The 26,652-nt window shown below is 61.1% G+C and carries 24 protein-coding genes; 8 read left to right on the forward strand and 16 right to left on the reverse strand.

Annotated elements, in window-relative coordinates; translation table 11 throughout:
- Nucleotides 1–69 precede the first annotated feature (69 nt).
- Nucleotides 70–1,092: a protease SohB gene (gene sohB / locus ACEN93_RS03815; protein ID WP_074690330.1), complete on the reverse strand. Its 1,023-nt coding sequence runs from the start codon at nucleotides 1,090–1,092 to the stop codon at nucleotides 70–72.
- Nucleotides 1,093–1,299: 207 nt separating this feature from the next.
- On the opposite strand from sohB, the gene ACEN93_RS03820 reads away from it, so the two are divergent.
- Together ACEN93_RS03820 and ACEN93_RS03825 are read left to right on the forward strand one after the other, a co-directional pair.
- Nucleotides 1,300–2,010, forward strand: a complete 711-nt coding sequence (locus ACEN93_RS03820; RefSeq protein ID WP_085668223.1) for a histidine phosphatase family protein — start codon at nucleotides 1,300–1,302, stop codon at nucleotides 2,008–2,010.
- A 48-nt stretch (nucleotides 2,011–2,058) separates the two neighbouring features.
- Nucleotides 2,059–2,376, forward strand: a complete 318-nt coding sequence (locus tag ACEN93_RS03825; protein WP_007959502.1) for an SCP2 sterol-binding domain-containing protein — start codon at nucleotides 2,059–2,061, stop codon at nucleotides 2,374–2,376.
- Nucleotides 2,377–2,448: 72 nt separating this feature from the next.
- Here ACEN93_RS03825 and ACEN93_RS03830 read toward each other — a convergent pair whose 3' ends face one another.
- From ACEN93_RS03830 to ACEN93_RS03890, 13 genes are all read right to left on the reverse strand, one after another.
- The gene (locus ACEN93_RS03830; RefSeq protein WP_103386649.1) at nucleotides 2,449–3,048 is read right to left on the reverse strand and encodes a hypothetical protein; all 600 of its coding nucleotides are present in this window, start codon (nucleotides 3,046–3,048) and stop codon (nucleotides 2,449–2,451) included.
- 2 nt (nucleotides 3,049–3,050) lie between these two features.
- Nucleotides 3,051–4,088 (reverse strand): hypothetical protein, encoded by a 1,038-nt coding sequence (locus tag ACEN93_RS03835; protein ID WP_495611073.1) that lies wholly within the window; start codon nucleotides 4,086–4,088, stop codon nucleotides 3,051–3,053.
- A 12-nt stretch (nucleotides 4,089–4,100) separates the two neighbouring features.
- A complete protein-coding gene (locus ACEN93_RS03840) occupies nucleotides 4,101–4,628 on the reverse strand; it encodes a PAAR domain-containing protein (protein ID WP_039768840.1) in 528 nt (175 codons plus the stop codon).
- A 34-nt stretch (nucleotides 4,629–4,662) separates the two neighbouring features.
- Nucleotides 4,663–6,297, reverse strand: coding sequence for an ABC transporter ATP-binding protein (locus ACEN93_RS03845; RefSeq protein ID WP_495611074.1), 1,635 nt, complete (start codon nucleotides 6,295–6,297; stop codon nucleotides 4,663–4,665).
- A gap of 1 nt (nucleotide 6,298) precedes the next feature.
- The gene (locus ACEN93_RS03850) at nucleotides 6,299–7,321 is read right to left on the reverse strand and encodes an ABC transporter permease (protein WP_495611075.1); all 1,023 of its coding nucleotides are present in this window, start codon (nucleotides 7,319–7,321) and stop codon (nucleotides 6,299–6,301) included.
- Nucleotides 7,321–8,385 (reverse strand): microcin C ABC transporter permease YejB, encoded by a 1,065-nt coding sequence (locus tag ACEN93_RS03855; protein WP_495611076.1) that lies wholly within the window; start codon nucleotides 8,383–8,385, stop codon nucleotides 7,321–7,323. The genes ACEN93_RS03850 and ACEN93_RS03855 overlap by 1 nt, the downstream gene beginning before the upstream one ends.
- On the reverse strand, nucleotides 8,372–10,222 hold the full coding sequence (locus ACEN93_RS03860; RefSeq protein WP_495611077.1) for an extracellular solute-binding protein: 1,851 nt from the start codon (nucleotides 10,220–10,222) through the stop codon (nucleotides 8,372–8,374). Before ACEN93_RS03860 ends, ACEN93_RS03855 begins: the two co-directional genes overlap by 14 nt.
- Before the next feature lie 227 nt (nucleotides 10,223–10,449).
- A complete protein-coding gene (locus ACEN93_RS03865) occupies nucleotides 10,450–13,104 on the reverse strand; it encodes a TonB-dependent receptor (RefSeq protein ID WP_236187737.1) in 2,655 nt (884 codons plus the stop codon).
- Between the two features lie 117 nt (nucleotides 13,105–13,221).
- The gene (locus ACEN93_RS03870; protein ID WP_495611078.1) at nucleotides 13,222–13,725 is read right to left on the reverse strand and encodes an RES family NAD+ phosphorylase; all 504 of its coding nucleotides are present in this window, start codon (nucleotides 13,723–13,725) and stop codon (nucleotides 13,222–13,224) included.
- Nucleotides 13,722–14,198 carry an antitoxin Xre/MbcA/ParS toxin-binding domain-containing protein gene (locus ACEN93_RS03875; protein ID WP_170844922.1) on the reverse strand — a complete coding sequence of 159 codons (477 nt, stop codon included), beginning with the start codon at nucleotides 14,196–14,198 and terminating at the stop codon, nucleotides 13,722–13,724. Before ACEN93_RS03875 ends, ACEN93_RS03870 begins: the two co-directional genes overlap by 4 nt.
- Nucleotides 14,199–14,467: 269 nt before the next feature.
- Nucleotides 14,468–17,392: a TonB-dependent receptor domain-containing protein gene (locus tag ACEN93_RS03880; RefSeq protein ID WP_495611079.1), complete on the reverse strand. Its 2,925-nt coding sequence runs from the start codon at nucleotides 17,390–17,392 to the stop codon at nucleotides 14,468–14,470.
- A 90-nt stretch (nucleotides 17,393–17,482) separates the two neighbouring features.
- Nucleotides 17,483–18,430 carry a FecR domain-containing protein gene (locus tag ACEN93_RS03885; RefSeq protein ID WP_495611080.1) on the reverse strand — a complete coding sequence of 316 codons (948 nt, stop codon included), beginning with the start codon at nucleotides 18,428–18,430 and terminating at the stop codon, nucleotides 17,483–17,485.
- Entirely contained in the window at nucleotides 18,427–18,933 is a 507-nt protein-coding gene (locus tag ACEN93_RS03890) for a sigma-70 family RNA polymerase sigma factor (protein ID WP_011334510.1), read from the reverse strand. The genes ACEN93_RS03885 and ACEN93_RS03890 overlap by 4 nt, the downstream gene beginning before the upstream one ends.
- Nucleotides 18,934–19,231: 298 nt before the next feature.
- Between ACEN93_RS03890 and ACEN93_RS03895 the strand changes: the two genes are divergently transcribed.
- The 4 genes from ACEN93_RS03895 (at nucleotide 19,232) to ACEN93_RS03910 (ending at nucleotide 24,202) form a co-directional block, all read left to right on the forward strand.
- The gene (locus ACEN93_RS03895) at nucleotides 19,232–20,950 is read left to right on the forward strand and encodes a hydrogenase maturation protein (protein ID WP_210710868.1); all 1,719 of its coding nucleotides are present in this window, start codon (nucleotides 19,232–19,234) and stop codon (nucleotides 20,948–20,950) included.
- Nucleotides 20,951–21,010: 60 nt separating this feature from the next.
- Nucleotides 21,011–21,874: a LysR family transcriptional regulator gene (locus ACEN93_RS03900; RefSeq protein ID WP_495611081.1), complete on the forward strand. Its 864-nt coding sequence runs from the start codon at nucleotides 21,011–21,013 to the stop codon at nucleotides 21,872–21,874.
- Nucleotides 21,875–21,983: 109 nt separating this feature from the next.
- Complete coding sequence (locus ACEN93_RS03905) at nucleotides 21,984–23,129, forward strand: SRPBCC family protein (protein ID WP_163975487.1); 1,146 nt, start codon at nucleotides 21,984–21,986, stop codon at nucleotides 23,127–23,129.
- A gap of 56 nt (nucleotides 23,130–23,185) precedes the next feature.
- A complete protein-coding gene (locus tag ACEN93_RS03910; RefSeq protein ID WP_371855447.1) occupies nucleotides 23,186–24,202 on the forward strand; it encodes an SMP-30/gluconolactonase/LRE family protein in 1,017 nt (338 codons plus the stop codon).
- A gap of 108 nt (nucleotides 24,203–24,310) precedes the next feature.
- On the opposite strand, the gene ACEN93_RS03915 is transcribed toward ACEN93_RS03910, so the two are convergent.
- Both ACEN93_RS03915 and ACEN93_RS03920 read right to left on the reverse strand, forming a co-directional pair.
- Nucleotides 24,311–24,481 (reverse strand): hypothetical protein, encoded by a 171-nt coding sequence (locus ACEN93_RS03915; protein ID WP_166742314.1) that lies wholly within the window; start codon nucleotides 24,479–24,481, stop codon nucleotides 24,311–24,313.
- Nucleotides 24,482–24,590: 109 nt separating this feature from the next.
- Nucleotides 24,591–24,833: an HP1242/YdcH family protein gene (locus ACEN93_RS03920; RefSeq protein WP_039768852.1), complete on the reverse strand. Its 243-nt coding sequence runs from the start codon at nucleotides 24,831–24,833 to the stop codon at nucleotides 24,591–24,593.
- Nucleotides 24,834–25,038: 205 nt separating this feature from the next.
- Between ACEN93_RS03920 and ACEN93_RS03925 the strand changes: the two genes are divergently transcribed.
- Complete coding sequence (locus tag ACEN93_RS03925) at nucleotides 25,039–25,560, forward strand: DUF4142 domain-containing protein (protein ID WP_039768854.1); 522 nt, start codon at nucleotides 25,039–25,041, stop codon at nucleotides 25,558–25,560.
- A gap of 240 nt (nucleotides 25,561–25,800) precedes the next feature.
- A complete protein-coding gene (locus ACEN93_RS03930) occupies nucleotides 25,801–26,652 on the forward strand; it encodes an STAS domain-containing protein (protein WP_074690304.1) in 852 nt (283 codons plus the stop codon).

Genomic DNA, 26,652 nt, shown 5'->3' on the forward strand with positions numbered 1-26,652 from the left:
AACGCACATCGTTTCAATAAAAATGCAGAGGGGGCAGTTGGCATTTGCCGCCGACGCCCCCACGGAGCATTACCAGAAACGCTGCTGGGTCAGACGACTCCACCAGCTCAGCAACACGCGATCCACCGAGCCGCTGGCCGCCATGCCGATCCGCTCCTGCAGGCTTTTGCGTTCAGCGTAGTGCAGGTGATAGACCTCGGACTGTTTGGCGCGCTCGGCCAGGTATTCGTCGCTGGTCTTGAGTTCGTCGACCAGTTGCTTGTCCAGTGCCGCGATGCCGAGCCAGACTTCACCGGTGGCGACCTCGTCGATCGCCAGCTGTGGGCGATAACGGGCAACGAAGTTCTTGAACAGCTGATGGGTGATGTCCAGGTCTTCCTGGAATTTCTCCCGGCCCTTCTCGGTGTTTTCACCGAACACGGTCAGGGTGCGTTTGTACTCGCCGGCGGTCAGTACTTCGAAATCGATGTCATGCTTTTTCAGCAGGCGGTTGACGTTGGGCAACTGCGCCACCACACCGATGGAGCCAAGAATGGCGAACGGCGCGCTGATGATCTTCTCGCCGATGCACGCCATCATGTAGCCGCCGCTGGCTGCGACCTTGTCGATGCACACAGTCAACGGCACGCCGGCTTCACGGACGCGCGCCAGTTGCGACGAAGCCAGACCGTAGCTGTGCACCATGCCGCCGCCGCTTTCCAGACGCAGAACCACTTCGTCCTTCGGCGTGGCCAGGGTCAGCAGCGCGGTGATTTCGTGGCGCAGGCTTTCGGTGGCCGAGGCCTTGATGTCGCCATCGAAGTCCAGCACGAACACCCGAGGTTTGGCCTCGGGTTTCTTCTTCTGTTTCTTCTCGGACTTGGCCTGGCCCTTGCGCAAGGCCTTGAGCTGATCCTTGTCGAGCAGGGTCTGCTCCAGACGCTCACGCAGGCCTTTATAGAAATCGTTGAGCTTGCTGACCTGCAACTGGCCCGCAGATTTGCGCCGGCCCTTGCTGCGCAACGCAGCAAAACTGGCCAGCACCACCAGAATGGCGATGACCAGCGTCACGGTCTTGGCCAGGAAACTGGCGTATTCAGTGAAAAACTCCACAGTGACTCCTTCAAACGATGCGCGATCTTGAAACACACGCGGGAATTGGCTCCAGCATACCCATGCACCGGCCCGTCGGCCAGCCGTGAAACCTCTGGCAACAAGGCTGGAACGGGCATTTCAAACAAGCGTATGTTTTTTCATTGACAGCTCACCGTCATCCCCATAACCTCGCCTCAACCTTCAACGTACCGGGACGACGCGGACGTGGGCAGCATCTACTTGATTCGACATGGCCAGGCCTCCTTCGGTGCAGACGACTATGACGTCCTGTCGCCGACCGGTGTACGCCAGGCAGAAATCCTCGGCCGTCACCTCGCCGAACTCGGAATCAGCTTCGACCGCTGCCTGTCGGGCGACCTGCGCCGCCAGCAACACACGGCCAACAGCGCGCTGGAACAGTTCGCCGCCGTCGGTTTGCCGGTTCCGGCTCTGGAAATCGATTCGGCCTTCAACGAATTCGATGCCGACGCCGTGATCCGCGCCCTGCTCCCGGCCATGCTGCCGCAAGAGCCCGAAGCACTGGAAATCCTGCGCAACGCCGCACAAAACCGTGGCGAGTTCCAGCGCATCTTCGCCTTGATCATCGAACGCTGGCTCGCCGGCACCTACGACACACCTGGCCTGGAAAGCTGGCTGGGTTTCGTCGAGCGGGTCCAGGCCGGTCTGCACCGAATACTCGAACAAGCCGACAACACCCAGAAAATCGCGGTGTTCACTTCCGGTGGCACGATCACCGCCCTGCTCCACCTCATCACTCAAATGCCTGCCAGGCAGGCCTTTGAACTGAACTGGCAAATCGTCAACACCTCGCTCAACCAGCTGAAGTTCCGCGGTCGCGAGGTGGCTCTGGCTTCCTTCAACAGTCATGCACACCTGCAACTGCTGAAGGCCCCGGAACTCATCACGTTTCGCTGAGTCCGGATTACTGTGACCCTGCTGCAATCAACCAAAAAGGATCGAACCATGACCTCCGTAGCTGATGCCGTAAAAGCAATGCAAGCCAAGTTCAACCCAGCCGCCGCTGCCGGTCTGGATCTGGTCTTCGGTTTCAACATCACTGACGAAGACAAGCAATACGCCCTGATCGTCAAAGACGGCACCTGCGACATCCAGGAAGGCGAAAACCCGGACGCCAACTGCACGCTGGTGCTGGACAGCGAAACCCTCAAAGGTATCGTCAGCGGCGAAACCGACGGCATGCAGGCTTTCATGGGCGGCAAGCTGCGCGTTGAAGGCGACATGATGCTGTCGATGAAACTGTCCGAGCTGTTCCCGGCGTAAACGTCCGGACGCAATTCGCGAATCCCGCCTCTGGCGGGATTCGTGCTTTCAGAGGCCGATGATCTCCAACCATCAACGTGTTGAACCCGGCGCTCTTTCCAGCTCTCGCTGAATATCTCGAAACGCAGTGGCCGCTTCACTTCCTTCAGCCAGATGCTCAGCCATCGACCCAGTCAGCATTTTTTTGTCGGTGACATCCCAGTCAATCGTGATGACAAACGTGTCGCCCCCAAGAGTCACAAACAACCAATAGGAATCCACCGGTCTGTCCGGTTGGGAGAACGCACTGTAGGCATATCGAATCTGGCGACGAAGATCCGGTGTATCGAGAACCAGCCCCTCTGTATCCACCTTCGGATAACGCTCTTCCATCGCAACCAGCACTTTGGTCAGAAACTCGTCATTCGAAATGCCCCTCAACGGATCAGGACTGTTGCGCAGCATGGTGACAGGACTCTGTGCGGAAGGCGTACCCATAAAACGCGGTCGATACATTCCCGAGCTGAACCATCGTGTCGCGTCAAAGCGCGTTTCTTCAGGGCTCCAGTCGCCGTAATACATCATTACCCTGGCGGACATTTGATCTTCCTTGCTGTAATAAAAAAATACCGTAGTGATGAACACCGCCAGCAAGATGAGCAGGAGGCTGTTCTTTCTCGATAGACGCAGCATGCTCAAGCGGGTCTGTATTCAAGAAGGTGGGCCGGCACCCCGGTGGGGGTATCCCCGGAACGGACATCACGATGTGCACCCAACGCATCCAGCGGGTAACCCACGGTTTTCTCGTGAAAACTGCGGCTGTCCTCATGTGCTACCAACTTGCGCTCCTCATCAGTAACCGTTGAAAGGGGTTTTTGCGGGGCCTTTTCATCTGGAAGCTCAGCCGCCGGGTTCTTCGCTGTCTTACGGTGTTCTGCAAGCTTTCGTTGATACTCGATATTCTTGCGGGTGTAGCTTTCCATCGCCTCCCTGTCGGAGGCCATCCGCTGACGCGTGCCGGGCACCGATTGCCGCTCCGCGTTGGTGCCATAAGTCGTGTCGTAATTGCTGCGACGCGGAAACGCCATGACGGTTGTCCGGGTTGCATTAGCCATGATTTGCGCGAGGCTGAGTTCATAATGAGGGTCTTCGCCCTCGAGCACCCAACGCTCGGCGTTGATGCCCAGCCCGGTGCGACAGGCATAAGAGTGAATCTTTGCACCGTATGCAAACGCTTCCGGCTTGAACATTTTCGCCTGGGCATCACGTAATCGGTAACTTTCACGCTTATCCAGCTCGTATCCCAGCTCGATTGCACCCACTACGCCATGGGAGAAAAAATCGAGCTGTTTGATTTCTCTGCCGCGACGTTGCCGGGTAAAGATGAAATCCACCAGGCCGGATATTGAATCCAGTTCCCGGTATTGCGCGCCATGATCGCGCTCGACTACCAGTTTCAAGGCCGCCAGCAGGTTTTGCGGATAGTCATCCTTGAAAATCAGAAAGACGCGTTGTTTCGAAAAACTTGGCGTGCCTTCGGGGTACTTCGTCAGTTGTCGGATGCCTTGATTGATGAAGCGCATTTTATTGCCCTTCTGCCCGCGCCAGTTTTCTATCGTCGACATGTAGGAAGCCCCCACCACGGTCACATAATCCTGTGCCAGCGTGCCCGTGACCTGAGTCGTCGCATGCTGATCAGTGGTCTTGGCCTGTTTCTTCTTTGGTGCAGCCACGCGTCGCCCTCCTTAATAGTCGATGCCCAAGGCATCCAGATGGAGGGCCGCTTCCTTGCCCCACTGAACAACAATGGATGTCGGATCGGCTGTAAATACCCTCTCGGCATTGCCATGGTTGTCGGTATGGCCGACCAGGCGCTGTCCATCGCCGGTTTCGATGCAATAGAGCATGTCGGGAATTGCTTCGCCGGTGGTTTCGTCCACCAGCTGGAAGCGTTCACTGTGTTTTGGCACGGTGACAATCGGGCTGAAAGGCGCGGAACCGACCTGCGTGCCGACAAAAACGTCGCCGGAGCCGGTAATGATCATTCCGCCATGGGCTGTGGCGCTGCCGAGGAAGGCGATTGGCTTGCCGTTGATCAGGATGTTGCCGATGCCCTCGGTGACGGAATCACCGCAGGCGGTGGTATCACCGACTCGCAGCACAGGCATGCCATTGATGTTCACATTGGGTGAACCGCTGGTGCTGGGGTTGGTACCGTGTCCAGTGATCGGGCAGGCATTGAGATCGCTGAGGCGCGCGGCAGGTTTTGCCATCATCTACATCCTTGTATGAGCGGAGCCGGGAAATTTACCGGATGTGCTCCGTGGGTGAAAGTCTGCCCTCCTGGCTGCCCGTTTCTGCCGTGACCGGTGTCACAAACGACGCCGCCAACAGCTCCCGCGTATACGGGTGCCGGGCCGAATGAAACAACCCGGCCGTTTCGCCACGCTCCACCACCTCGCCATCCTTCATCACGATCAGATCGTGGGCCAGCGCCCGCACCACCGCCAGGTCATGACTGATGAACAGATAAGTCAGACCGTGTTCCTCCTGCAACCTGCGCAACAGCGCGACGATCTGTTTCTGCACCGTGCGATCCAGCGCCGACGTCGGCTCATCGAGCAGGATCAGATCCGGCTTGAGCACCAGCGCCCGAGCGATGGCGATACGTTGCCGTTGCCCGCCGGAAAACTCGTGGGGATAGCGATGACGCGTCGCCGGATCGAGCCCGACTTCCTTCAGTACATCGATCACAGCCTGCTCGCGCGCCTGCGCATTCAAGTCGCTGTGCACCTGCAGACCTTCGGCAATGATCTGCTCCACACACAAGCGCGGACTCAGGCTCCCGAACGGGTCCTGAAACACCACTTGCAGGCGTTTGCGCAGCGGACGCAATTGCTTGCCGCTCAGTTGTTCGAGCGCCTCGCCCTTGAAGCGGATGTTGCCGTCGGCGTCGATCAGACGCAGGATCGCCTGACCCAGCGTGGATTTACCCGAGCCCGACTCACCAACAATCCCCAGCGTCTTGCCCCGCTGCAGGTTCAAATCGATGCCGTTGACCGCGTGCAGATACGTCTTGGCCCGCAGCCATCCGCCACCCAGCGGAAAACGCACATTCAGATCACGAACCTCGAGCAGATCTTCCGCTGCATCACGGCAAAGCGCCGCGCCGCCGGGTTCGGCGTTGAGCAATTCGATGCTGTAGGGATGCTGCGGCGCGCGGAACAATTGCTCGCAAGTAGCCTGTTCGACGATTTCGCCCGCGCGCATCACCGCCACCCGCTGGGCGATGGTGCGCACCAGATTCAAGTCATGGCTGATGATCAGCAGCGCCATGCCCAGGCGCTGTTGCAGTTCCTTGAGCAGCAACAGAATCCTGCGCTGGACCGTGACGTCGAGGGCCGTGGTCGGCTCATCGGCGATCAGCAACTGCGGTTCGCACGCCAGCGCCATGGCGATCATCACCCGTTGCCGCTGCCCGCCGGAGAGCTGATGCGGATACGCTTTCAGCCGCTCGCGCGGTCGTTGAATGCCGACCAGTTCCAACAGCTCCAGAATCCGTTTGCGTGCCACCGCGCCCGTCAGGCCCTTGTGCAGCGCCAGGCTTTCGCCGAGCTGGCGCTCGATGCTGTGCAACGGGTTGAGCGAGCTCATCGGCTCCTGAAAAATCATTGCGATGCGGTTGCCGCGCAGTTGCCGCAGATAGCGCTCGTGCACACCCAGCAATTCTTCGCCGCCGTAGCGGATGCTGCCGTCGATCTGCGTGATGTTCGGGTCCAGCAGTTGCAGGATGCTGTGGGCCGTCACCGACTTGCCGGAACCCGACTCGCCCACCAGCGCCAGGCACTCACCCGGGCAAATGTCGAGGTCGATGCCGTGCACCACTTCCTGCCCTTTGAACGCCACCCGCAGGTCGCGTATTTCGATCAGATGTTCACGCATATCAAGTCCTGGGATCGAAAGCATCACGGCAGGCTTCGCCGATAAATACGAGTAGAGAAAGAATCAGCGCCAGGGCAAAAAATGCCGTCAGCCCCAACCACGGTGCTTGCAGATTGTTCTTGCCCTGACCGATCAACTCGCCCAGCGAAGCGCTGCCGGCGGGCATGCCGAAGCCGAGGAAATCCAGCGCCGACAACGTCGCAATCGCTCCGGTCAGAATGAACGGCAGGTACGTCAACGTTGCACTCATGGCGTTGGGCAGAATGTGCCGCATGATCACCTGCGCATCGCCGACACCCAGCGCCCGCGCCGCTTTCACATACTCGAGCCCCCGGCTGCGCAGGAACTCGGCGCGCACCACGTCCACCAGACTCAGCCAGGAAAACAGCGCCATGATCCCCAGCAACCACCAGAAATTCGGCTCGACGAAGCCCGACAGAATGATCAGCAGATAAAGCACCGGCAGCCCCGACCAGACCTCCAGCAAACGCTGCCCGAGCAAGTCGACCCAGCCGCCGTAATAGCCCTGCAGGGCACCGGCGGCGATTCCGATCAACGCGCTCACCGCCGTCAATGCCAGGGCGAACAATAGCGAGACCCGCGTGCCGAATATCACCCGCGCCAGCACATCCCGCGCCTGATCGTCGGTGCCCAGCCAGTTTTCAGCGGTGGGCGGGCTCGGGGCCGGTTCGGTGAGGTCGTAGTTGGCCGTGTCGAAGCCGAACGGGATCGGCGCAAACCACATCCGTCCGCCCTGGCCCTCGATCAGCTCACGTACCTGGGCGCTGCGGTAGTCGGGCTGGAACGGCAACTCACCGCCAAAATCCTGCTCGGTATAACGCTTGAACGCCGGGAAATACCACTCGCCCTGATACGTCACCAGCAGCGGTTTGTCGTTGGCGACCAGTTCGCCGCCCAGGCTCAGGCCAAACAGCGCGAGAAACAGCCACAACGACCACCAGCCGCGCCGATGGGCCTTGAACCGCGCCCACCGGCGCTGTCCGATTGGAGAAAGCGTCAGCATCAGGCAGCCCTCGCGGTGAAGTCGATGCGCGGATCGACCAGCGTGTAGCACAGGTCGCCCAGCAGTTTTATCAAGAGCCCGAACAGGGTGAAGATGAACAGCGAACCGAACACCACCGGGTAATCCCGTGACACCGCCGCCTCGTAGCTCAGGCGGCCGAGACCGTCGAGGGAGAAGATCACTTCGATCAGCAACGAACCGCCGAAGAACACCGTGACCAATGCCTGAGGCAATCCGGCCACCACCAGCAGCATCGCGTTGCGAAACACATGCCCGTACAACACCTGTCGCTCGCTCAGGCCCTTGGCCCGAGCCGTGACCACGTACAGCCGTGAGATTTCATTGAGAAAGCTGTTCTTGGTCAGGATCGTCAGCGTCGCGAAACCGCCGATCACCAGCGCACTGACCGGCAACACCAGATGCCAGAAGTAATCGGCAACCTTGCCCCACAGCGACAGCTCGGCAAAGTTGTCCGAGACCAGCCCGCGCACCGGAAACCAGTCCAGCGCCGTCCCGCCGGCGAACACCACGATCAGCAGCAGCGCAAACAGAAACCCCGGCATGGCGTAGCCGATGATGATCGCCGCGCTGCTCCAGACATCGAACGCCGAACCGTTGTGCACCGCCTTGCGAATCCCCAGCGGGATCGACACCAGATAGGTGATCAGCGTCGCCCACAAACCCAGCGACAGGGTCACCGGCAGCTTCTGCCAGATCAGTTCGGTCACCGTCGCGCCACGGAAGAAGCTCTTGCCGAAGTCCAGTTGCGCGTAGCTCTTGAGCATCAGCCACAAGCGCTCGCCAGCGCTTTTGTCGAAGCCATACTGCCGCTCGATCTCGGCCACCAGTTTCGGATCCAGCCCCCGAGTCGCGCGGGACTCGCCGCCAATGTTCTCGACATGACTGGCACCCACCGCCGCACCGACACCGATCCCCTGCAATCGGGCGATGGCCTGCTCGACCGGGCCACCGGGCGCGGCCTGCACAATCACGAAGTTCACCAGCAGAATCGCCAGCAAGGTCGGCACGATCAGCAGCAGACGCCGCAGGCTATAACCCCACATGGGCGTACTCCTTGTGCTGTTGCTGCATCTGCGTCGAGGTCAGCGCGGTCGGGCTGATTTCCCACCAGGTGTCGAGTCCGGCGTCGTACAACGGCGCAATAGCCGGGCGACCGAAGCGGTTCCACCACACCGTGGAAATCCCCGGCGGGTAATAGTTGGGAATCCAGTAGTAGCCCCACTGCAACACCCGATCCAGAGCATGGGCGTGGCGCAGAAGGCTCTCGCGATTGTCGGCCTGCACCACGCCTTCAAGCAGCGCATCCACCGCCGGATCGCGCAGCACCATGTAGTTGTTCGAGCCAGGATCGTCGGCACCCTCGGAGCCGAAGTAGTTGAACAGCTCGCGCCCCGGCGCCTGACTCACCGGGTAACCGACGACGATCATGTCGTAGTCGCGGCTGCGCACGCGGTTGGTGTATTGCGCGGTGTCGACCTGACGGATATCGAAGCCGATGCCGATCTGCGCCAGGTTGCGCTTGAACGGCAGCAGCAGGCGCTCGAAACCCTTCTGGCCGTTGAGAAAGGTGAACTGCAACGGCTCGCCGGCGGCATTCACCAATTGATCGCCACGGGGTTTCCAACCGGCGGCCTCCAGCAGTTTCAGCGCCTGCAACTGTTGCGCGCGGATGTTGCCGCTGCCGTCGGTGCGCGGCGCTTCGAACACTTGACTGAAGACTTCATCGGGAATCTTGCCGCGCCACGGTTCGAGGATTTTCAGTTCTTCGACATCCGGCAATTCAGTGGCCGACAACGCACTGTGGGAAAAGAAGCTGCGCTGGCGCAGGTACATGCTGCGCATCATCTGCCGGTTGCTCCATTCGAAATCCCAGAGCATGGCAATCGCCTGCCGCACCCGACGATCCTGAAACATCGGTTTCTGCAGATTGAACACAAAGCCTTGGGCACCTTGCGCGGCGCCGGGTGCGAGGTGTTCGCGCAGCAACTTGCCCTGCTCCAGCGCCGCCCCCGCATAACCGATGGTGTAACTGGTGGCGGAGAACTCGCGGTTGTAATCGAAGCCGCCGGCCTTGAGCACTTGTCGCGACACGTCGGTGTCGGCAAAAAACTCCACGCTCAACTGATCGAAGTTATAGAGCCCGCGCGTGATCGGCAGATCCCTGGCCCACCAGTCCTTGATCCGCTGGAATTTCACGCTGCGTCCGGCATCCACCGCGCTGACCTTGTACGGCCCGCTGCCCGGCGGAATCTCGAAACCTGCGCCATCGGCGAAATTGCGCGTGCGCCACCAATGCTCGGGCAGCACCGGCAACGTCGCCAGATCCAGCGGCAAGGTACGGCTCTCGTTGTTCTTGAACACGAAACGCACCTGAGTCGGCGACTCGACCTGCACCTCGGCGACATCGCGAAACTGCTGGCGATATTTGAGGCTGCCCTGAGTGGTGAACAACTCGAAGGTGTAGCGCACGTCCTCGGCGGTGATCGGCGTGCCATCCTCGAACTGTGCCTTGGGGTTCAAGTAAAAGCGCAGCCAGCGCCGGTCCGCGTCCAACTCCATGCGTTGGGCCACCAGACCGTAGACGCTGTAAGGCTCGTCCTTGCTGCGATAGGCCAGCGGCGCATAGAGCCAGCCGTCAATGTCGGCAACGCCGGTGCCTTTGTCGATGTAGGGAATCAAGTGATCGAACGGACCGCTCTCCAGCGAAGAGCGGCGCAGGGTTCCACCCTTTGGCGCGTCGGGGTTGGCGTAGGCCAGGTGCTGGAAATCCGCGGCGTATTTCGGGGCTTCGCCGTAGACCGTGAGGGCGTGTTGGGGCGCGGCGAAACTGAGCGGGCTCGACAACACGAAGATGCTGAAAAGCATGAGTCTGGAGAGCATCGGCAAGATCCTGATAATTGGGCGCCTCGATGGCCCCATCGCGAGCAGGCTCGCTCCCACAATGGTTCGCAATGAACACAAAACACCTGTGGAAGCGAGCCCGCTCGCGATAGGGCCAAAGCAGTCACCACACCTCCTGCCTACCTGGGATGTGCAGCAGGCAGGCATTTTTTATAGGGCGGGGTTTAGAACGATAAGTGACTAAAACCCGCCACGACCGATCATTTTCAGAACTTGTAATTGACCCGCGTGTACAGCGTGCGGCCAAACGGGTCGCCGTATTTCGGGTCGTAGCCGCTCTGGAACGTGTAGGTCTGGTTGCTGAACGGCGGCTCGCGGTCGAACAGGTTTTTCACCCCGAGGGTCACCGCCAGGGTCTTGCGCCATGTGTAGGTGCCGGCCACGTCCCAGACGTTGTACGAACCGACGTAATCGTGAGTCTCGCGATCCGAGTCGTGGTAACCACTGGTGTAGCGGTTGGTCAGGCTTGCGCCGAGCGGGCCGTAGTTCCAGCTGCCGGTCAGGCTGTGACGCCAACGGGCCACGGCGCCGGCCGAGGCAAAGTCGCCGCCGCGAAAATCGCCGAGCTTGTCGATGTAGTCACCCTTGAGCTGCTGCTGATAGTCATAACGGGTCACGTAAGTGCCTTGCAGACCGATGCCGAAATCACCGTACGGCGTGCTCGGCAGGCGATAGTCGAAACTCACGTCGACGCCGTTGGTCTTGATCTTGCCGAGGTTGGCCAGCCCGGTGACGATGTGGTCGATGGAACCGTCGGGCTTGCGGATCAGGCGCTCCGGGTACAGCTCCGGATTCTCGAACACCGCCGATTCGGGGAACTCAGCGATCTGGTTGGCGATGTCGATCCACCAGAAATCCAGGCCGGTGGTCAGGCGATCGAACGGCTGGTAAACGAAACCGAGGGTGACGTTGCGCGCGGTCTCCGGGCTCAGGTCGGTGTTGCCGCCGGAGGTGCGATTGAACTGCTGGGCGCAGTCGCGGTTGGCAATGCCGCCGTTGCTCGGGTTGCCTCCAGCGCACAGGCGCGGGTCGTTGTAGTTGGCGTTGGTGAAGGAGGTAAACGTCGGGTTGTACAACTCGTACAGCGATGGCGCACGGAAACCTTCGCTGTAGGCGCCGCGCACCACCAGTTCCTTGAACGGCTGGAAGCGGAACGAGTATTTCGGGTTAGTGGTGCTGCCGAAGTCGCTGTACTTGTCGTGGCGCACGGCGGCGGACAGTTCCAGGCTGTCGAGCACCGGCACGTTGACCTCGGCGTACTGCGCCGAGACGCTGCGATCCCCTTGTACGCTGCCGTTGGGATCAACACCCAGGCTCTGCACGTCGCCGGCAAACGCAGCGAAATCCTGATGAAAATCTTCCTTGCGATACTCGCCGCCCAGCGCCAGTGCCGAAGGCCCTGCACCGAACCAGTCGCCGATCTCGCGGCTGACACGCCCGTCAATCGCCTTGACCCGGCCCACTGCGGTCGCGTAATCGCCTTCTACCTCGTTGGCTGCCAGTAGTGCCGAACCGGCGGCGGTCTGCGGGCCGAACGGGTTGATCACACCGTTGGCGATGCCCTGGCTGACGGCGCGGTCGTTCACATAACCGCTGCGAATCGTGTTGACCACCTTGTTCTGGTTGTACGACGCGCCGAGGTTGTAATCCCACCCGACCAGGGTGCCGTCGAAGCTCAACAGCAGGCGCTGACCGGTGTTGTCGTCCTCATGCTGACGGGCACCGACGGCGGTTTCACGCCAGTTCACGTCCACCGGCTGCGTCGGGTCGAGGGCAAAACCGCTCGGTCCGGGCGTAATGCCGTTCCCCGGATAGAACGCCGTGCCAGGGTTGACCTGATTGCCCATCAAAGTGCCGGGCCCGATTTGGGTACGGTTTTCGTTGCGCGCCCAAAAGTATTCGAGGCTGACGTTGTGATCGTCCGACAGCTTGCCGGTGGCCTTGGCGAAGGCCGAGGTCTTCTCGGTTTCCGGCACCAGATCAAGGTAGTTCCACAGGCTCTGGCGGCAGATGCCGTTGCGTGACAACAGCCCCGGCGCATTGCAACCGGAGCCGGCCAGCGGGTTGGTGGCATTGCTGCCCTGGCTCCAGTTGGCGGGCGATGCCGTGCCGGAGGTGTAATCGAGTCCGCGCCCCGGCTGGTAGTTATAGGTGTAACCACGGTCGTCGGCGGCCAGGCGATTCTGCTTGTCGTAACTCACCACGCCGAAAACGTTGAAGCGATCGTCCTGTAAATCGCCAAAACCCCAACTGCCGCTGAAATTGCGACTTTCGCCGCCGCCAGAATGGGTCGGTGTGTCGTAGTTCGTGCTGATCTGACCTTCGGTGAGGCTGGTCTTGGTGATGAAGTTGATCACCCCGCCGATGGCATCGGTACCGTACAGCGCCGAAGCACCGTCGCGCAGCACTTCCACCCGGTCGATGGCAGCGAACGGGATAGTGTTGAGGTCGACGCCAGAGCCATTGATCGCATTGGTCGCGTTGTTGCTCAGACGCCGACCGTTGAGCAGCACCAGGGTTTTGTTCGGGCCAATGCCCCGCAGGTCGGCATAGGACGCCCCGCCGCTGCTCGACCCCACCGAGCGCCCGGAGCCCACCGAAGACTGGTTGGCCGAGATGCGGTTGACCAGCTCTTCAGTGGTGGTCACGCCCTGCTTCTGCAACTCCTCGACCCGCAGGATGGTGACCGGCACGGCGGTTTCGGCATCGACCCGGCGGATCGCGGTGCCTGTGACTTCGACCCGTTGCAGTTGGGTGGTCGGTTCGTTTGCCGTGCTGTCGGCAGCGACGGCCGGCAACGTGTTGATCGCCAGCAGCAAGGCCAGGCTCAAAGGGGATTTAACGGGTGAAAAATGGATCATGAACAGCCATCCCTGCGTTTTGGTTTATGCAGGGATGTGCGATGGCAGATGGGGATTTATAGGGTGCGATTTAGACCGTTGGGTGCTGAGGTTATGCAAAAAGAGGCGCGTGATTTTTCATACCAGTTCCGCGTCCTTGAGCAATCGCGTATCCAGCCCGAATCGCTCTTGCGAGACCATCCTGAATTGCCCCTCCGCCAAATCGCAGCTCACCAGCAAATTCCACGAGTGCCGGGTGGCTGCCGATGGAATCAGTACAAACGGGTGCTCGGCGAGCAACGCGTCGGCAAAATCCTGCTGGTTGGGCGAGGCCTGTGCGGGACACATCCAGTAGGGGTTGGGCAGCTCCTCGGGTTGCACGATTTTCACAAGCGCCTCGCTGACCACCTCAAAGCACGTCAGCACATAGGGACTTCTATCAAGTGCGTTGAAACTCCCGTGAGCGGCCACCTCCAGAATGGCTGTAGATGGATCGATCGAAGCATAAACGACACGGCGGCCGGGCCGGTTCCATCGACCGCCCTGCAGTTCTGAACCGATGCCGCTGTCCCATGTGCACCGATAAACCTCAGGGTCCAAACGCCACGCATACCAGCGGTCGTCCCAAGGCAGCGGGTTCATTGATAAACCCCGTATTTAATCCGGTGCAGATAAGCAATGACCGATTGATACCCCAGTGAGCTTTCAATCAATGCAACGGGTCTGTAACCGTTTAACCATTTGGTCGCCTTGCTCATCCACTCCTCGGCGCTCGGCTGATCGTGGAACACCTCGATAGCGGACTCAAGAGCGTGCGCATACTGAAAAGCGATCATGCTCTGCTGTCGGCTCATTCGCGTCGGCTCGCCACTACTCAGCAAGCGCCGCACGGTTCTGACCGACTTTCCGGTGATGAGCTGCACAAGCTCGCTTTCCCGGTAGAGCTCGGATGTTGAAATCATGTTCACAACGTCCCGCAGATCAAAACCTTCCCGCGCGTAACCAACAATGTGCATGGTGTCTCTGTCCCATATCCGGCCGTTCAGCAACACCTCAACAGGCTTCCCCTCGACCTTCTTCAGCCCCGTAAACCGGGGTGCTTTCGCTTGGGGCATCGGAACACCCTCCATAGGGCATCTGGCATGATCGTGGCGCCAGGAATCACGAGGGGAATAAGTAGAGTTTTCGTGCTCGAGATGTGGGATTCGCATAATCCATCCAATGTCAGGGGCCCGAGTCTCCAGGCCGGTCAGTGACTTCATGTCACGACCGATGCTATAGGCCCTGCTTCCGACGGCCAACCTTAAAAAGTCGTCGGAAATATCCCCGTTTTCGCCCAAAGTCCGGCAACTTCCGTAGGACGCTACCGGGCATTATTCCGCCTTCAACTCCCGAAGTGATAACTCACATCCAGCCACCACTGGCGCCCGTACGGGTCGTAGTTGCCGGTCGGGTAATACGGCCATCCCGCCGAGTCGTCATGCTTGACCTGATTGAGCACATTGTTCACGGTCAGCCCGACACTCGCCCGGTCGTTGAGCTTGTACCGTGCACTGGCGTTGAACACCGTCCACGGCGACAGACGCCCGTCGCCCGCGCCGTTGGTGACCGAGCCGTAACGAATCCCCATCAGCGTCGCCGTAGCTTTCTGGTAATCCCAGGTCAGGCTGGCGTTGACCTTGCTGCGCCAGTCGTAGTTGGTGCGCGAGGTGCGCCAGTCCTGGGTCGGGGCTTCGTCCGATTCCTTGTAGTAGTGCGAGAGCACCAGGGTGTAACCCAGCGCCGAACTGAACGCGCCGTACTGCCCGGCGCCCCAGCGGATGTTGCTCTTGAAGTCCAGGCCGCTGACCCGCTCGCTGGCGGCGTTGATCGCGTTCACCCGCACCCGCTGCAACTGATTGGGATCGACGGCGGCGTTGCCGGGATTGCGATCGACGCGCGCCAGGGTCGACTGGCAGTTGGCCGAGTTGATGTCCTGGGTGCCATTGCGGCATTCGTTCTCTTGCTGCAGCAGACGGTTTTCGTCGACGGTGGTCAGCAGGTCATCGATCTCCACCCGCCAGAAATCGGTGGAGAAATCGAAATTGCGCGACGGCGACCAGACGAAACCGTAGGTCCAGGATTTGCCGCGTTCGGATTCCAGATCCGCCGTGCCGCTCTGGGTGTAATCGACCCGCCCGCGATCACAGGCGCCCTCCACGCCCTGGCTGCAACCGTAATAGTCGATCTGCGCCGGGTAGTAACCGTTGCTGTCAGACTGATAGATGTAGTTCAGGTCCGGGGCGCGGAAACTGGTGCCGTAGCTGCCGCGCACCAAAAGGCTGTTCACCGGCCGCCATTCCAGGCCGAGGTTGTAGGTTTTCTGTTGTTCGGTGCGGCCACTGAATTTGTATTGGTCCCAGCGCCCTGCGGCTGTCGCCAGCACCGTGTCGGTGACCGGAATGCTGAACTCGCCGCCGGCCGCGTAACGCTTGCGCGAGCCGCCGGAGCTTTGCGCCGGGGTCACGCCGTAGAAACTGCCGTCATTAAGGCTGTCATCCGGATCGATGCGATATTCCTGCTTGCCCGCCTCGAGCACGCCGGCAAATCCCACCGGACCGGCGGGCAGGTCAAACAACTCGCCGTTGACCGACGCGTTGTAACTGGTGGAAACCGACTTGCTGCTCTGCGTCAGGTTGCCGCGAAACTGCTCCCATTCCTGCTGCGTCAGTGGCCGGTCGAGGCGCGAGGCATCCGGCGCGAACACCGGGTAACCGCCACGGGTGCCCAGTTGCGGGCCGAGGTAGAAATCCTGGATCGACGACAGCGGCGTGTAACGGGTGGTGCGCACGCTTTTGTACTCGGACCGGTTGGCCGCCAGTTCATAGTTCCACCCGGTGTCGGCGATCTTGTCCGAAAGGCCCAGGGTGCCGGTCCAGGAGGTGTCGCGCCACTTGCTGTTGTTGCTGGTGCGCCCACCGATTTCCTCTTCGCCGAAGCGTCGATACCAACGCTCCAGATTGCCGCTGTTCTGGTTGATGAAATCCGGCGAGGTGAAGCTCGGGCCGCGTGTGTTGTTCTGGATGTGATCGAGGCCGTACATCAGATCGGCGAAAACCTGCCCGCTGTCGCTGAAATGCCAGGTGCCACGGGTGTAGCCGTCGTAGTTTTCCTTCTGGGTTTGCACCGTCCAGTAATCGTTGTAAATCTGGTCGGTGCGGCAGCGCCCGCCGCTGTTGAACAGCTTGTTGTCGAACGTGCCCTGATACGCGCCACAGCCGGGTCCCAGATAGCGGTTGTTGGTCAGGTCGCGACGGTAGCCGACATCCGCCAGCGGCCCGCTCTGCATGAAGCCGCGATCATCGGCCCAGATCGGATCGCGATTGGTCAGTTCGAGCCCGAACAGCCCGTCGAAGTCGCCCCAGCTGCCGCCGCCGCTGATCTGCAAGCGCTGGTTGTCACCGCCGCCGCGCTCGCTGGTGCCGCCCTTGAGATTGACGTCGACGCCATTCATTTTGTCTTTGAGGATGATGTTCACCACCCCGGCAATCGCGTCCGAACCATAGATCGCCGAAGCGCCGCTGCTGAGCACTTCGATGCGCTCGATGATCGCCGACGGAATGTTCGCCAGGTTGGTGAAGTTGACCTTGCCGTCGTACGGCGTCGGGTAATCGGCGACCCGTCGGCCGTTGATCAGCACCAGCGTGTGGTTCGGGCCGAGGCCGCGCAGGTTGAGGGCGCTGGCCGCCGGTTGCCAGGTATTGCCGTAGTCTTCGCCCTGGGTCATGCCGGTGTTTTGCGTCTGCGTGGCGAGGGCGTCGTAGACGTTCTTGTAGCCGCGCGCTTCCATTTCTTCGTGGGTGATGACATTGACCGGGGTCGCACCATCGCTCTGCGCGCGGGCGATGCGCGAGCCGGTGACGGTGACTTTTTCCATGCGGTAATCGGCAGTGCTGGCGGGTACCACGGCAGCGGCCTTGACCGGCGTGGCACTCGGCGTATCGGCCGGGCGAATGCTGAGGCCCTGCGCCCCCTGTTCGACTTGCAGACCACTGCCGAGCAAAGCCTTCTCCACCGCCTGGCGGCCCCCCAATGCGCCGCGCACCGCACTGCTGCGTTTGCCCTGAACCAGATTCTGACTGAAGGAAATCGGCACACCGGTCTGGCGCGAGATGTCCAGCAGCACCTCGTCGAGGGCCCCGGCGGCAATGTCGAAGGTAAAGACTTGAGTGGCGGCGTCTTGCGCCAGAACGGCGGCCGGGACCATACCCGTCGCCAGCACGATGGCCAGTGTCAGGCGGGACAATTGTTGTTGTTTGAATGAAAACATGAGGGGCTTCCCTGTTGAAGGCGTCTGCAGGGAATGAGCAGCGGGCCGGCGCTTTTTATAGGGGGACGGATAGACCGGGAAGTTATGGATTTATAACCGTGCTTCGATGCTGACCCAGTACGGGTTGTGCCAGGTGACACGGATCGGCAGCGAACGCTCCAGCAGTTGCAGGGTGCGGTCGCTGTCGTCCAGCGGATAGAGACCGCTGAGGCGCAAACCGGCGACCTCCGGGCTCAAGTGCAGGATGCCGCGACGGTAGCTGCGCAGGCTGCCGATGACTTCGCTCAAGGGGCGATCGCGCACTTCAAGCCGCCCTTGCACCCAGGCACTTTCCTGCCCTTTGCTGGGTTCCAGGGCGAGGATTTCCTGAGCGTTGAACAGCAGACTTTCACCCGCTTCCACCACTTCCCGCGCGCCGCTGGCAGTGACCACTTCGACTTGCGAATGCAACATCACCAGCCGCGTCGAATCCTCACCGCGCTGCACCAAAAATTTCGTCCCGAGCGCGCGCATCCGCCCATGCTCGGTTTCGACCACAAACGGCCGGGACAGATTTTTTGCGACATCGATCAGCAGCTCACCGCTGCGCAAGTCCAGCAGGCGCTCGAGATTGTTGAAGCGCGGCACCACGCGGCTGCGGGCATTCAACGTAAGGGCGCTGCCATCCTCCAGCGTGAATTCCCGACGCTCGCCGGTACCGGTCGACAACTCGCCGGCCTCCGGCAGCCAGTCATAGTGTCGCCCGAGCAGACCCGCCAGCACCGCGATCCCGAGCACACTCAAACTGCCGCTGAGGAATCGACGGCGACTGGACGGTGCATTCAGGCTGTGCAGGACACTCTCACGCGGCAAGCCGCGCAGGTTTGCATGGCGCAGCAGGCTCAACCCGCCACCCATTTGCTCGATGATTTGCTGATGCCGTGGATCCGCCGTGCGCCAGGCGTCGAAGGCCGCGCGCTCCTGCAAGCTGACGTGCCCCGATTGCAGCAGCGCCATCCATTGCGCGGCTTCGTCGATCAGCGTGTCGTCCGGCCTCATGCCTGCATCGCCTGATAGCAACGTTTGAACGCCTCGACCATGTATTGCTGCACACGGCTGGTGGACACACCGAGGCGTTCGCCGATTTCGCTGTAGGTCAGGCCATCGAGCTGGTGATAGAGAAACGCAGCCTTGGCCTTGGCCGACAGGCCGTTGAGCAAGCGATCCACCGCCAGCAGCGTTTCGATCACCAATTCCCGTTCCTCGGGCGACGGGTGCACCGGTTCCGGCGCCAAGGCAAGGCTTTGCAGATAAGCGCGCTCCAGATCCTGCCGGCGCCAGCCTTCATAGACCAGCCGCCGCGCAATCGTGGTCAGCAGCGCGCGGGGTTCGCGAATCGCCAGCGGATCGGGCAGTGCCAAAACCCGAAGAAAAGTTTCCGAAGCGATGTCCTGCGCGCTGTGCGGGCAGCCGAGGGTACGGCTGACCGCTGCGCACAACCATCGGTAGTCCTTTTGGAACATCTGCCCGATGACCTGGTAATGCGGGTTGTGACTCCCCATGCCTTACTCCCTGAAAACGGGCTCCACCCGCTGCGAAAATCCATGGATACGCCGGGATCTTCCGGCGGTGATCAGGGGTGCGACTGTGCAATAGCGCCGGATACATTTGAAGTAATAAAAAATCAGGATCAGCAAACCTTTGAGAATAAGACACGCCGTCGGCACGGCAACATTGCCTGACACAACGTTGATCTCGATCAGTGGCGCCCCCCACGCCAGTCTCTAACCTTGCGCCTCCATCGATAGCCACGGACGGCTCACCGGGAGCCTGCGGCTGACCTTTCAAGGACGAGAAATCATGCGATCACTCAACATCATTCTTCTGTCGTCGGCGTTCAACGGCCTGACCCAGCGTGCCTGGCTGGAACTGCGTCAGGCCGGGCACTCACCCAGCGTGGTGCTGTTCACCGACGAAACCGCCGTGTGCGAGCAGATCGAAAACAGCGGCGCCGAGCTGGTGATCTGCCCGTTTCTCAAGGACCGCGTTCCCCACGCGCTGTGGAGCAACCCGCAGCGTCCGGTCGTCATCATCCACCCGGGCATCGTCGGCGATCGCGGTGCCAGCGCACTGGATTGGGCGATCATGCGCGAGCTGCCATCCTGGGGCGTGACCGCCCTGCAAGCGGTGGAAGAAATGGACGCCGGCCCGGTCTGGGCCACCTGCGAGTTCAACCTGCCAACGGGGCTGCGCAAATCCGAGTTGTACAACGGCCGGGTCAGCGACGCGGCGATCCGTTGCATCCGCGAAGTGGTGGAGAAATTCATCGACGGCTTCGTGCCGGTAGCGCTGGATTACAACGATCCGAAAGTACGCGGGCGTTTGCAGCCGAACATGAAACAGGACGACCGCACCTTCAGCTGGCACGACTGCTCGCGCTTCATCAAGCGCTGCATCGACGCGGCGGACGGCCAGCCCGGCGTACTCGCCAGCCTCGCCGGCGGGCAGTATTACGTGTACGACGCGCACCTCGATCAGCGCACCGGCATGCCCGGCGAGATTCTCGCGGTGCACGACGACGCGGTATTGGTGGCGACCGGTGATCACAGCCTGTGGATCGGCTCGCTGCGGCGCAAACCGCAACCGGGCGAGGAAACCTTCAAGCGTCCGGCGCGGCATGTGCTGGCCGGTCAGTTGTCTGGCGTGCCGGTGCTGGACTGGTCGATTGCCAACGCGCCGTTCAGCGACGAGCCGTATCAACCGATCCGGTATCGCGAGTCCGGTCTGGTCGGCGAGCTGACGCTGGAGTTCTACAACGGCGCCATGAGCACCGAGCAGTGCCGGCGCATGGTCGAGGCCCTGCGCTGGGCTAAATCCCGCGACACTCAGGTGCTGTTGATCAAGGGCGGACGCGGCAGTTTTTCCAATGGCGTGCATCTGAACGTGATCCAGGCCGCCGAAGATCCGGGCGCCGAAGCCTGGGCCAATATCCAGGCCATCGACGATGTGTGCGAAGAATTGCTCAGCGCACGGCAACTGGTGGTCAGCGGGGTTACCGGCAATGCTGGCGCCGGTGGTGTGATGCTCGCCCTGGCGGCTGACATCGTGTTCGCCCGCGCCGATATCGTGCTCAATCCGCACTATAAGAGCATGGGCCTGTATGGCTCGGAATACTGGACCTACAGCCTGCCCCGCGCCGTCGGCCCGGCCATGGCCGAACAACTGACCCAGGCCTGTCTGCCGGTCAGCGCTGCGCAGGCGCTGCAACTGGGCATGGTTCAGGAAATCGGCCCGCGCTGCCCGGACGAGTTCTCGCTGTGGCTGCTGCAACGGGCCAACAGTGTGCTGAGCGATCCGACTTATGCGCCGGTGCGCGAACGCAAGCTGCGGGTCGATCATGTGTTGATTCGTCAGTGCCGCGAGGCGGAGCTGCGGGAGATGCAGGAAGACATGCTGTACAACCGCAATCAGTTTGCCGAGAAGTGCCGCAACTTCGTCTACAAGCGCAAGACTTGCTGCACGCCGGCGCGGTTGGTGGAAGATTGGGCGCGGGTGCGTGAAGTCGAAGTGGCTGACTGAACAATGACGCGGTCCCGGGGCTGCCCGTACAATGCGCGGACCTCAACCACCGGCCCGCCCATGGACATCGACCTCGCCCGCACCTTTCTGGAAATCGTCCGCCACGGCAGCCTCGCCGCGGCGGCGGAGAAACTGTTCGTCACGCAAACGGCAATCACCGCCCGGGTCCAGAAACTGGAAAGCCAGTTGGGCAGCACGCTGTTCGTGCGCAACCGTGCCGGTGCGCGGCTGACCGCCAACGGCGAGGCCTTCGTGGTCTACGCCAATCAGCTGGTGCAGACCTGGGAAGCCGCACGCCGGGACCTGCCTTTGCCCGAGGGCTATCACAACGTGCTGCACATCGGCGGCGAGGTCAGCCTGTGCAACCCGTTAATGCTCAGTTGGGCCGCCGAATTGCGCGAGAAAATCCCCGGTCACGCCTTGCGCATGGAGATCCGCGATGGTGAAAACCTGCTGCGTCAGCTCGAACTGGGCGTACTCGATGCGGTGCTGGTCTATCAGCCGGAATACTGGCCGGGGCTGCAGGTCGAGCAAGTGCTGGAAGAGAAACTGATTCTGGTGACCACGCCCGGCCGCCCTGCCCCTTACGTGTACATCGACTGGGGCCCGGACTTCCGCCGCCAGCACGACGCCGCCCTGCCGGAAAAAGCCAAGGCTGCCCTGAGCTTCAACCTCGGCCCGCTGGCCCTGCAATACATTCTCGAGAACGGCGGCAGCGGCTATTTCCGAACCCGGGTCGTGCGCACCTACCTGGAAAGCGGCGCGCTGGAGCCGGTGACCAAAGCCCCGGAATTCGGCTACCCGACCTACCTCGTCTACTCCCGTGACCGCGACTCGGCGATCCTGCAACAGGCGTTCGACCTGCTGCGTGAGGTGATCAGAGCCGATGACGACTGGTCGCAGCGCTGGAACCCGTTGAGCTGACGGCCGCTATGCACCGGAGCATGGCACTTGTGACCTGAAGGTTGGCGCTGCACAAACGGCGGGATCGGCTACGCTGCCGGGATAACGACAATATCCGCAGGTGAGCGCAGTGAGGCAGACCACCGAGGCATTTCGCAGCCGCTACCGGGCGGCGATTCATCCCCGCTACAACCCATGGCTGCACGGCGCGTTCGTGCTGCTGTTCGGCGTGCTGGCCATCGGCGCGTTCTGGAGCAGCGTGCACCAGGTGCAGGCGCTGGAATGGCTGACCGTGCCACTGACCCTGTTGTTCTTCAATTTCGGCGTGTACATGGTGCACCGCCACCTCGGCCACCACAAAAAGCGCTTCGCGCGGATGTTCTATGCCCGGCATGCCGGCGATCATCACAGCTTTTTCACCCCCGGCCACATGACCTACGACGGCGCCCGCGACTGGCGGGTGATCCTGTTCCCGGCCTGGCTGATCGTGCTGCACACGCTGGCGATCACCCTGCCCCTGTGGTGGCTGTTCGCGCAGGTCAACAGCAACGTCGCCGGACTGTTCGGTGGCTGCATGGTGTTCGGTTACCTGACCTATGAAGTGTTTCATGCCTGCGAGCATCTGCCGCCGCACAACCCGCTGACCCGCCTGCCGTGGATCCGCCAGATGCGCCGTCTGCACGAATTGCATCACCGTCGCGAGCACATGCAGGAGCGTAATTTCAATATCGTTTTTCCGCTGATGGACTACCTGTTCGGCACCCTCTACCGGGAGCCGGAAATCGCCCCTTTGACCGATTCGAGAACGCCCATGACCCGCATGCAGCACACAGTCGATATCGCCGGCGATCCGATCGCCGTCCTCGCCTACGCCGCCACCGTCAGTCGCTGGCCGGAGTGGCACCCGTCTTCGCTGAAGATCGACGGCCCGAGCGGTGCGTTGCATGCCGGCGCACGATTCGACGAGGACATCCATGCCGGCGGTCGCGAGGGGCATTTGCGCTGGGAGGTCACCGAGTACCTGCCCGGCCGACGCTGGTGCGCCCGGGCCCAGGGTGATCAGGGGCTGTCGTTGCGGCTGACCTATGAATGCTCGGCGCACGACGCTGCCACGCGGTTCGTGCGCACTCTCGATTACCGGTTCGAAGGGATCGGCCTGCGCATCGCCAACCACTTGCTGCTCAAGCGGCGCATCGAGCGCGAGTCGGCAACATCGATGCTGGCCCTGCGCGACATGGCCACCCGGCATCTCGCGCTCGCGGGAGCCCACGTGTGAGATGGCGTTATCTGGTGTTGCTGCTGGTTGTCGGGGTTCTGGGCTTTTTGCTGTTGATGCCGACCAGGGTCGAGCCCGTGGCCTGGACGCCGCAACCGGCGCCCTCGCTGACCGAGGGCCAGTACGCTGACAATCAGCGGCTCAAGAGCGCGGCACAGGTCGGTCCAAGTGACATCGAAGGCCCGGAAGCGCTGCTGCTGGAAAACGACTTTCTGATCACCGGACTGCACGACGGACGCCTGCTGCGCACCAGTCTCGATGGCCAGCAGCGCAAGGTGCTGGCCGATACCGGCGGCCGGCCGCTGGGGCTGGCGCGGCATCCCAACGGTTTGCTGGTGATCGCCGACGGGGTCAAGGGTTTGCTATCCCTTGATGCACAGGGGCAACTGGTGGCGCTGACCACCGAAGCCAATGGCCTGCCGTTCGGGTTTACCGATGACGTGGCCATCGACAAGTCCGGGCATTACGCCTACTTCAGCGATGCCTCCAGTCGCTGGGGTTACGGCCACGATGGCGAAGCGATCATCGAGCATGGCGGCGACGGGCGCCTGCTGCGTTACGACTTCCAGACCGGAAAAACCAGCGTATTGCTGGACAAGCTGGAGTTCGCCAACGGCGTGACCCTCGGCCCGGAAGACGCCTATGTGCTGGTCAATGAAACCGGCGCCTACCGCATCAGCCGCTACTGGCTGACCGGGCCGCAGGCCGGCACCCATGACCTGTTCATCGACAATCTGCCGGGGCTGCCGGACAACCTCGCCTTCAATGGCCGGGATCGTTTCTGGGTGGCGTTGTACACGCCTCGCAATCCGTTGCTCGACCGTACCGCCGCCCACCCTTTCGTGCGCAAGATGCTGGTGCGGGCGATGACCGTGCTGCCCAAACCGGTGGAAAAGCGCGGGTTCGTGCTGGGGCTGGATCTGGACGGTAAGGTTATCGCCAATCTGCAGGATGCCAGCGCCGGCAATTACTCGCCGATCACCACGGTGCGCGAGTATGGCGACTGGCTGTATTTCGGCTCGCTGAAGGCGACGCACATGGCGCGGATGCCATTGGACGCCGCCTTGAAGTGAGGCCCTGGACTTTGTATTGGGTCGACTGGCCCTATCGCCAGCAGGCTGGCTCCCACAAAGAATTTGCATCCCAAATGTGGGAGCCAGCCTGCTGGCGATAGCGGATAGTCAGTTACTGGATCTATCGAAGGTTTCCGGGTCTTCGTCCTCCGGCACTTCCTCGCTTTCGCGTTCCTCTTCAGGATTACGGACGGTGTGCGCCGGACTGTTCGGCTCGGGATGCGTGGGAACCGGGTCGAATGCGCCCTGTTCTTCACTGGGGAATTTTGGATCGTTCATAAGGCACCTCGTTGAGAGTCGCAATGTGAAGACTCTGAACATTCGAGGTGCCGGTCGGGGCTGTCGTTCCAGTCAATTCGCCACCGCAGGCCGGTGGTGCGACTGACGGTCAGGATCGAGCCTGCAACTGCTCGACGATCTTGTCTTTGACCTGCAGGCGTTTCTCTTTGAGTTTCTTCAGGGTGTCGTCGCTGGGTGCATCCGAGGTCGCCGTCTCGGCCTTGACGACTTCGGCGTCCGCCTGGGAATACTTGTTGATCAGTGCATCCAGATGTGGATCCGCGGTGCGTCGTTGCTGGATCTCTTCCTTTGTAAGTTTCAAGTCCTGTAACAAATCATGGGTCACCGGCATGGAACACCTCCGTCAGTTGATCGGCAGCCAACGCGACCGATTGCGCTGGCCAGGTATCAGAATGGCCTCGGTTGGCCACTTCTGTCGACCACCTGTCAGACCAGCGGTGTCCGTTCGTCGCCCTTTCGCAAATGCGATAAAACCTTTGGTCGGCGAACTCCCTCCATTGAATAACGCTCACAAAAACCTGCGTGGAGAAACACCAATGGACGGATTCAAACTGCGTCATCTCTTTCTGGCCGTTGCATTGAGCACCGGCATGGGCTCGGCTTTCGCCGCTACCGACAACGATTTTGTCGACAACGCAGCGGCCGGCGGCATCGCTGAAATCGAAACCAGTCGCCTGGCGCTGGAAAAAAGCCAATCCGCCGACATCAAAGCGTTTGCCAACATGATGATCACCGACCACGGCAAGGCCAACGATGAACTGGCGACAATTGCCAAGGCCAACGACATCGAGGTGCCGGACACCACGACCCTGGTCAAACAGGCCAAGGAAAAAATACTCGAAGTCCGTGATGAGTCGTTCGACGCCGCCTATGCCAACAATCAGGTGAAGGCTCACGAAGAAACCATCGAGCTGTTCAAGAAACAAGCCAACACCGTGACCGACGACAAAGTCAAAGGCGCCACCGAACTCAAAGCCTTTGCGCAGAAAATGCTGCCGGCACTGGAAAAACACCTGGCCCACGCCAAAGAGCTGCAGGCCAAACACCCCAGCAAGTAACCGCCAGGTAAACAAAGAGGCCGCCTCCATTGGACGCGGCCTCTTTGCGTTGGGGCCTTGTTGCAGGCAAAAGATCAGCATTCCCGGCCACGCCGACTAGAGTTACCGGTGCGTTGCTTGCGGCAAATCAAAAATATCCTCGCGGGAACGAACAACTATTTCGAACGGCCAAGGTCATTCACTTCGCGCCGGTCATTTCCCGAAGAACCGGCCCCCTATTCGCAATGGAGCAACAGGCACATGGCAGCACTGCAGAACAGCACACTCGATGCGATGAAAAACAAACAGGTACAACTGCTGGGCGAATGGACTAAAGGACTGGTCGACAGCGGTGCCACCCGCAATCTCAAAGAACACGACTTGCAGCAGCAAACCAGTGAATTCCTGCAACTGGTGGTCAGCGGCCTGGAAAACGACAGCGGCACCAACATCGCCGCGCCGGGCTGGGAAGGCATGCGCCAGTTCCTCGAAAAACTCTCCCACAGCCGCGCCCAGCTCGGTCAGGATTCCCAGCAGACCGCCAGCTTCATTTTCTCGCTCAAGGGCCCGCTGTTCGCCCTGCTGCAAAACCATTATCAGGACCAGCCCGCCCTGCTCGCCGAACAGCTTTGGGAAATTTCCGAACTGTTCGATGCTTTTGGCCTGTACACCATTCGCACGTTCCAGAAATCCCGTGAAGCGGTGATCAAGCGCCAGCAGGAAGAACTGCTGGAACTGTCGACCCCGGTGGTCAAGCTGTGGGACGGCGTGCTCGCCTTGCCGATGATCGGCACCCTCGACTCGCAACGTACCCAAGTGGTGATGGAATCGCTGCTGCAACGCATCGTCGACACCGGCTCGGAAATCGCCATCATCGACATCACCGGCGTGCCGACCGTCGACACGCTGGTCGCCCAACACCTGCTCAAGACCGTGACCGCGATTCGCCTGATGGGCGCCGACTGCATCATCAGCGGCGTGCGTCCGCAGATTGCCCAGACCATCGTGCACCTGGGCCTCGACCTGCAAGGCGTGGTCACCAAAGCCAATCTGGCCGACGCATTGAAGCTGGCCCTGACCCGTCTGGGCATCACCCTCACCAAGACGGTCTGA

This window comes from Pseudomonas sp. Pseusp21, from assembly GCF_059492145.1.

Coding starts and splice junctions, on each gene's coding strand:
- ACEN93_RS03925 (WP_039768854.1), top strand. CDS start 25,039: ATGGACGGATTCAAACTGCGTCATCTCTTTCTGGCCGTTGCATTGAGC.
- ACEN93_RS03865 (WP_236187737.1), bottom strand. CDS start 13,104: ATGATCCATTTTTCACCCGTTAAATCCCCTTTGAGCCTGGCCTTGCTG.
- ACEN93_RS03825 (WP_007959502.1), top strand. CDS start 2,059: ATGACCTCCGTAGCTGATGCCGTAAAAGCAATGCAAGCCAAGTTCAAC.
- ACEN93_RS03850 (WP_495611075.1), bottom strand. CDS start 7,321: ATGCTGACGCTTTCTCCAATCGGACAGCGCCGGTGGGCGCGGTTCAAG.
- ACEN93_RS03920 (WP_039768852.1), bottom strand. CDS start 24,833: ATGCCGGTGACCCATGATTTGTTACAGGACTTGAAACTTACAAAGGAA.
- ACEN93_RS03915 (WP_166742314.1), bottom strand. CDS start 24,481: ATGAACGATCCAAAATTCCCCAGTGAAGAACAGGGCGCATTCGACCCG.
- ACEN93_RS03910 (WP_371855447.1), top strand. CDS start 23,186: ATGCCGACCAGGGTCGAGCCCGTGGCCTGGACGCCGCAACCGGCGCCC.
- ACEN93_RS03885 (WP_495611080.1), bottom strand. CDS start 18,430: ATGAGGCCGGACGACACGCTGATCGACGAAGCCGCGCAATGGATGGCG.
- ACEN93_RS03830 (WP_103386649.1), bottom strand. CDS start 3,048: ATGCTGCGTCTATCGAGAAAGAACAGCCTCCTGCTCATCTTGCTGGCG.
- ACEN93_RS03880 (WP_495611079.1), bottom strand. CDS start 17,392: ATGTTTTCATTCAAACAACAACAATTGTCCCGCCTGACACTGGCCATC.
- ACEN93_RS03890 (WP_011334510.1), bottom strand. CDS start 18,933: ATGGGGAGTCACAACCCGCATTACCAGGTCATCGGGCAGATGTTCCAA.
- ACEN93_RS03855 (WP_495611076.1), bottom strand. CDS start 8,385: ATGTGGGGTTATAGCCTGCGGCGTCTGCTGCTGATCGTGCCGACCTTG.
- ACEN93_RS03875 (WP_170844922.1), bottom strand. CDS start 14,198: ATGCCCCAAGCGAAAGCACCCCGGTTTACGGGGCTGAAGAAGGTCGAG.
- ACEN93_RS03845 (WP_495611074.1), bottom strand. CDS start 6,297: ATGCGTGAACATCTGATCGAAATACGCGACCTGCGGGTGGCGTTCAAA.
- ACEN93_RS03895 (WP_210710868.1), top strand. CDS start 19,232: ATGCGATCACTCAACATCATTCTTCTGTCGTCGGCGTTCAACGGCCTG.
- ACEN93_RS03900 (WP_495611081.1), top strand. CDS start 21,011: ATGGACATCGACCTCGCCCGCACCTTTCTGGAAATCGTCCGCCACGGC.
- ACEN93_RS03930 (WP_074690304.1), top strand. CDS start 25,801: ATGGCAGCACTGCAGAACAGCACACTCGATGCGATGAAAAACAAACAG.
- ACEN93_RS03840 (WP_039768840.1), bottom strand. CDS start 4,628: ATGGCAAAACCTGCCGCGCGCCTCAGCGATCTCAATGCCTGCCCGATC.
- ACEN93_RS03870 (WP_495611078.1), bottom strand. CDS start 13,725: ATGAACCCGCTGCCTTGGGACGACCGCTGGTATGCGTGGCGTTTGGAC.
- ACEN93_RS03860 (WP_495611077.1), bottom strand. CDS start 10,222: ATGCTCTCCAGACTCATGCTTTTCAGCATCTTCGTGTTGTCGAGCCCG.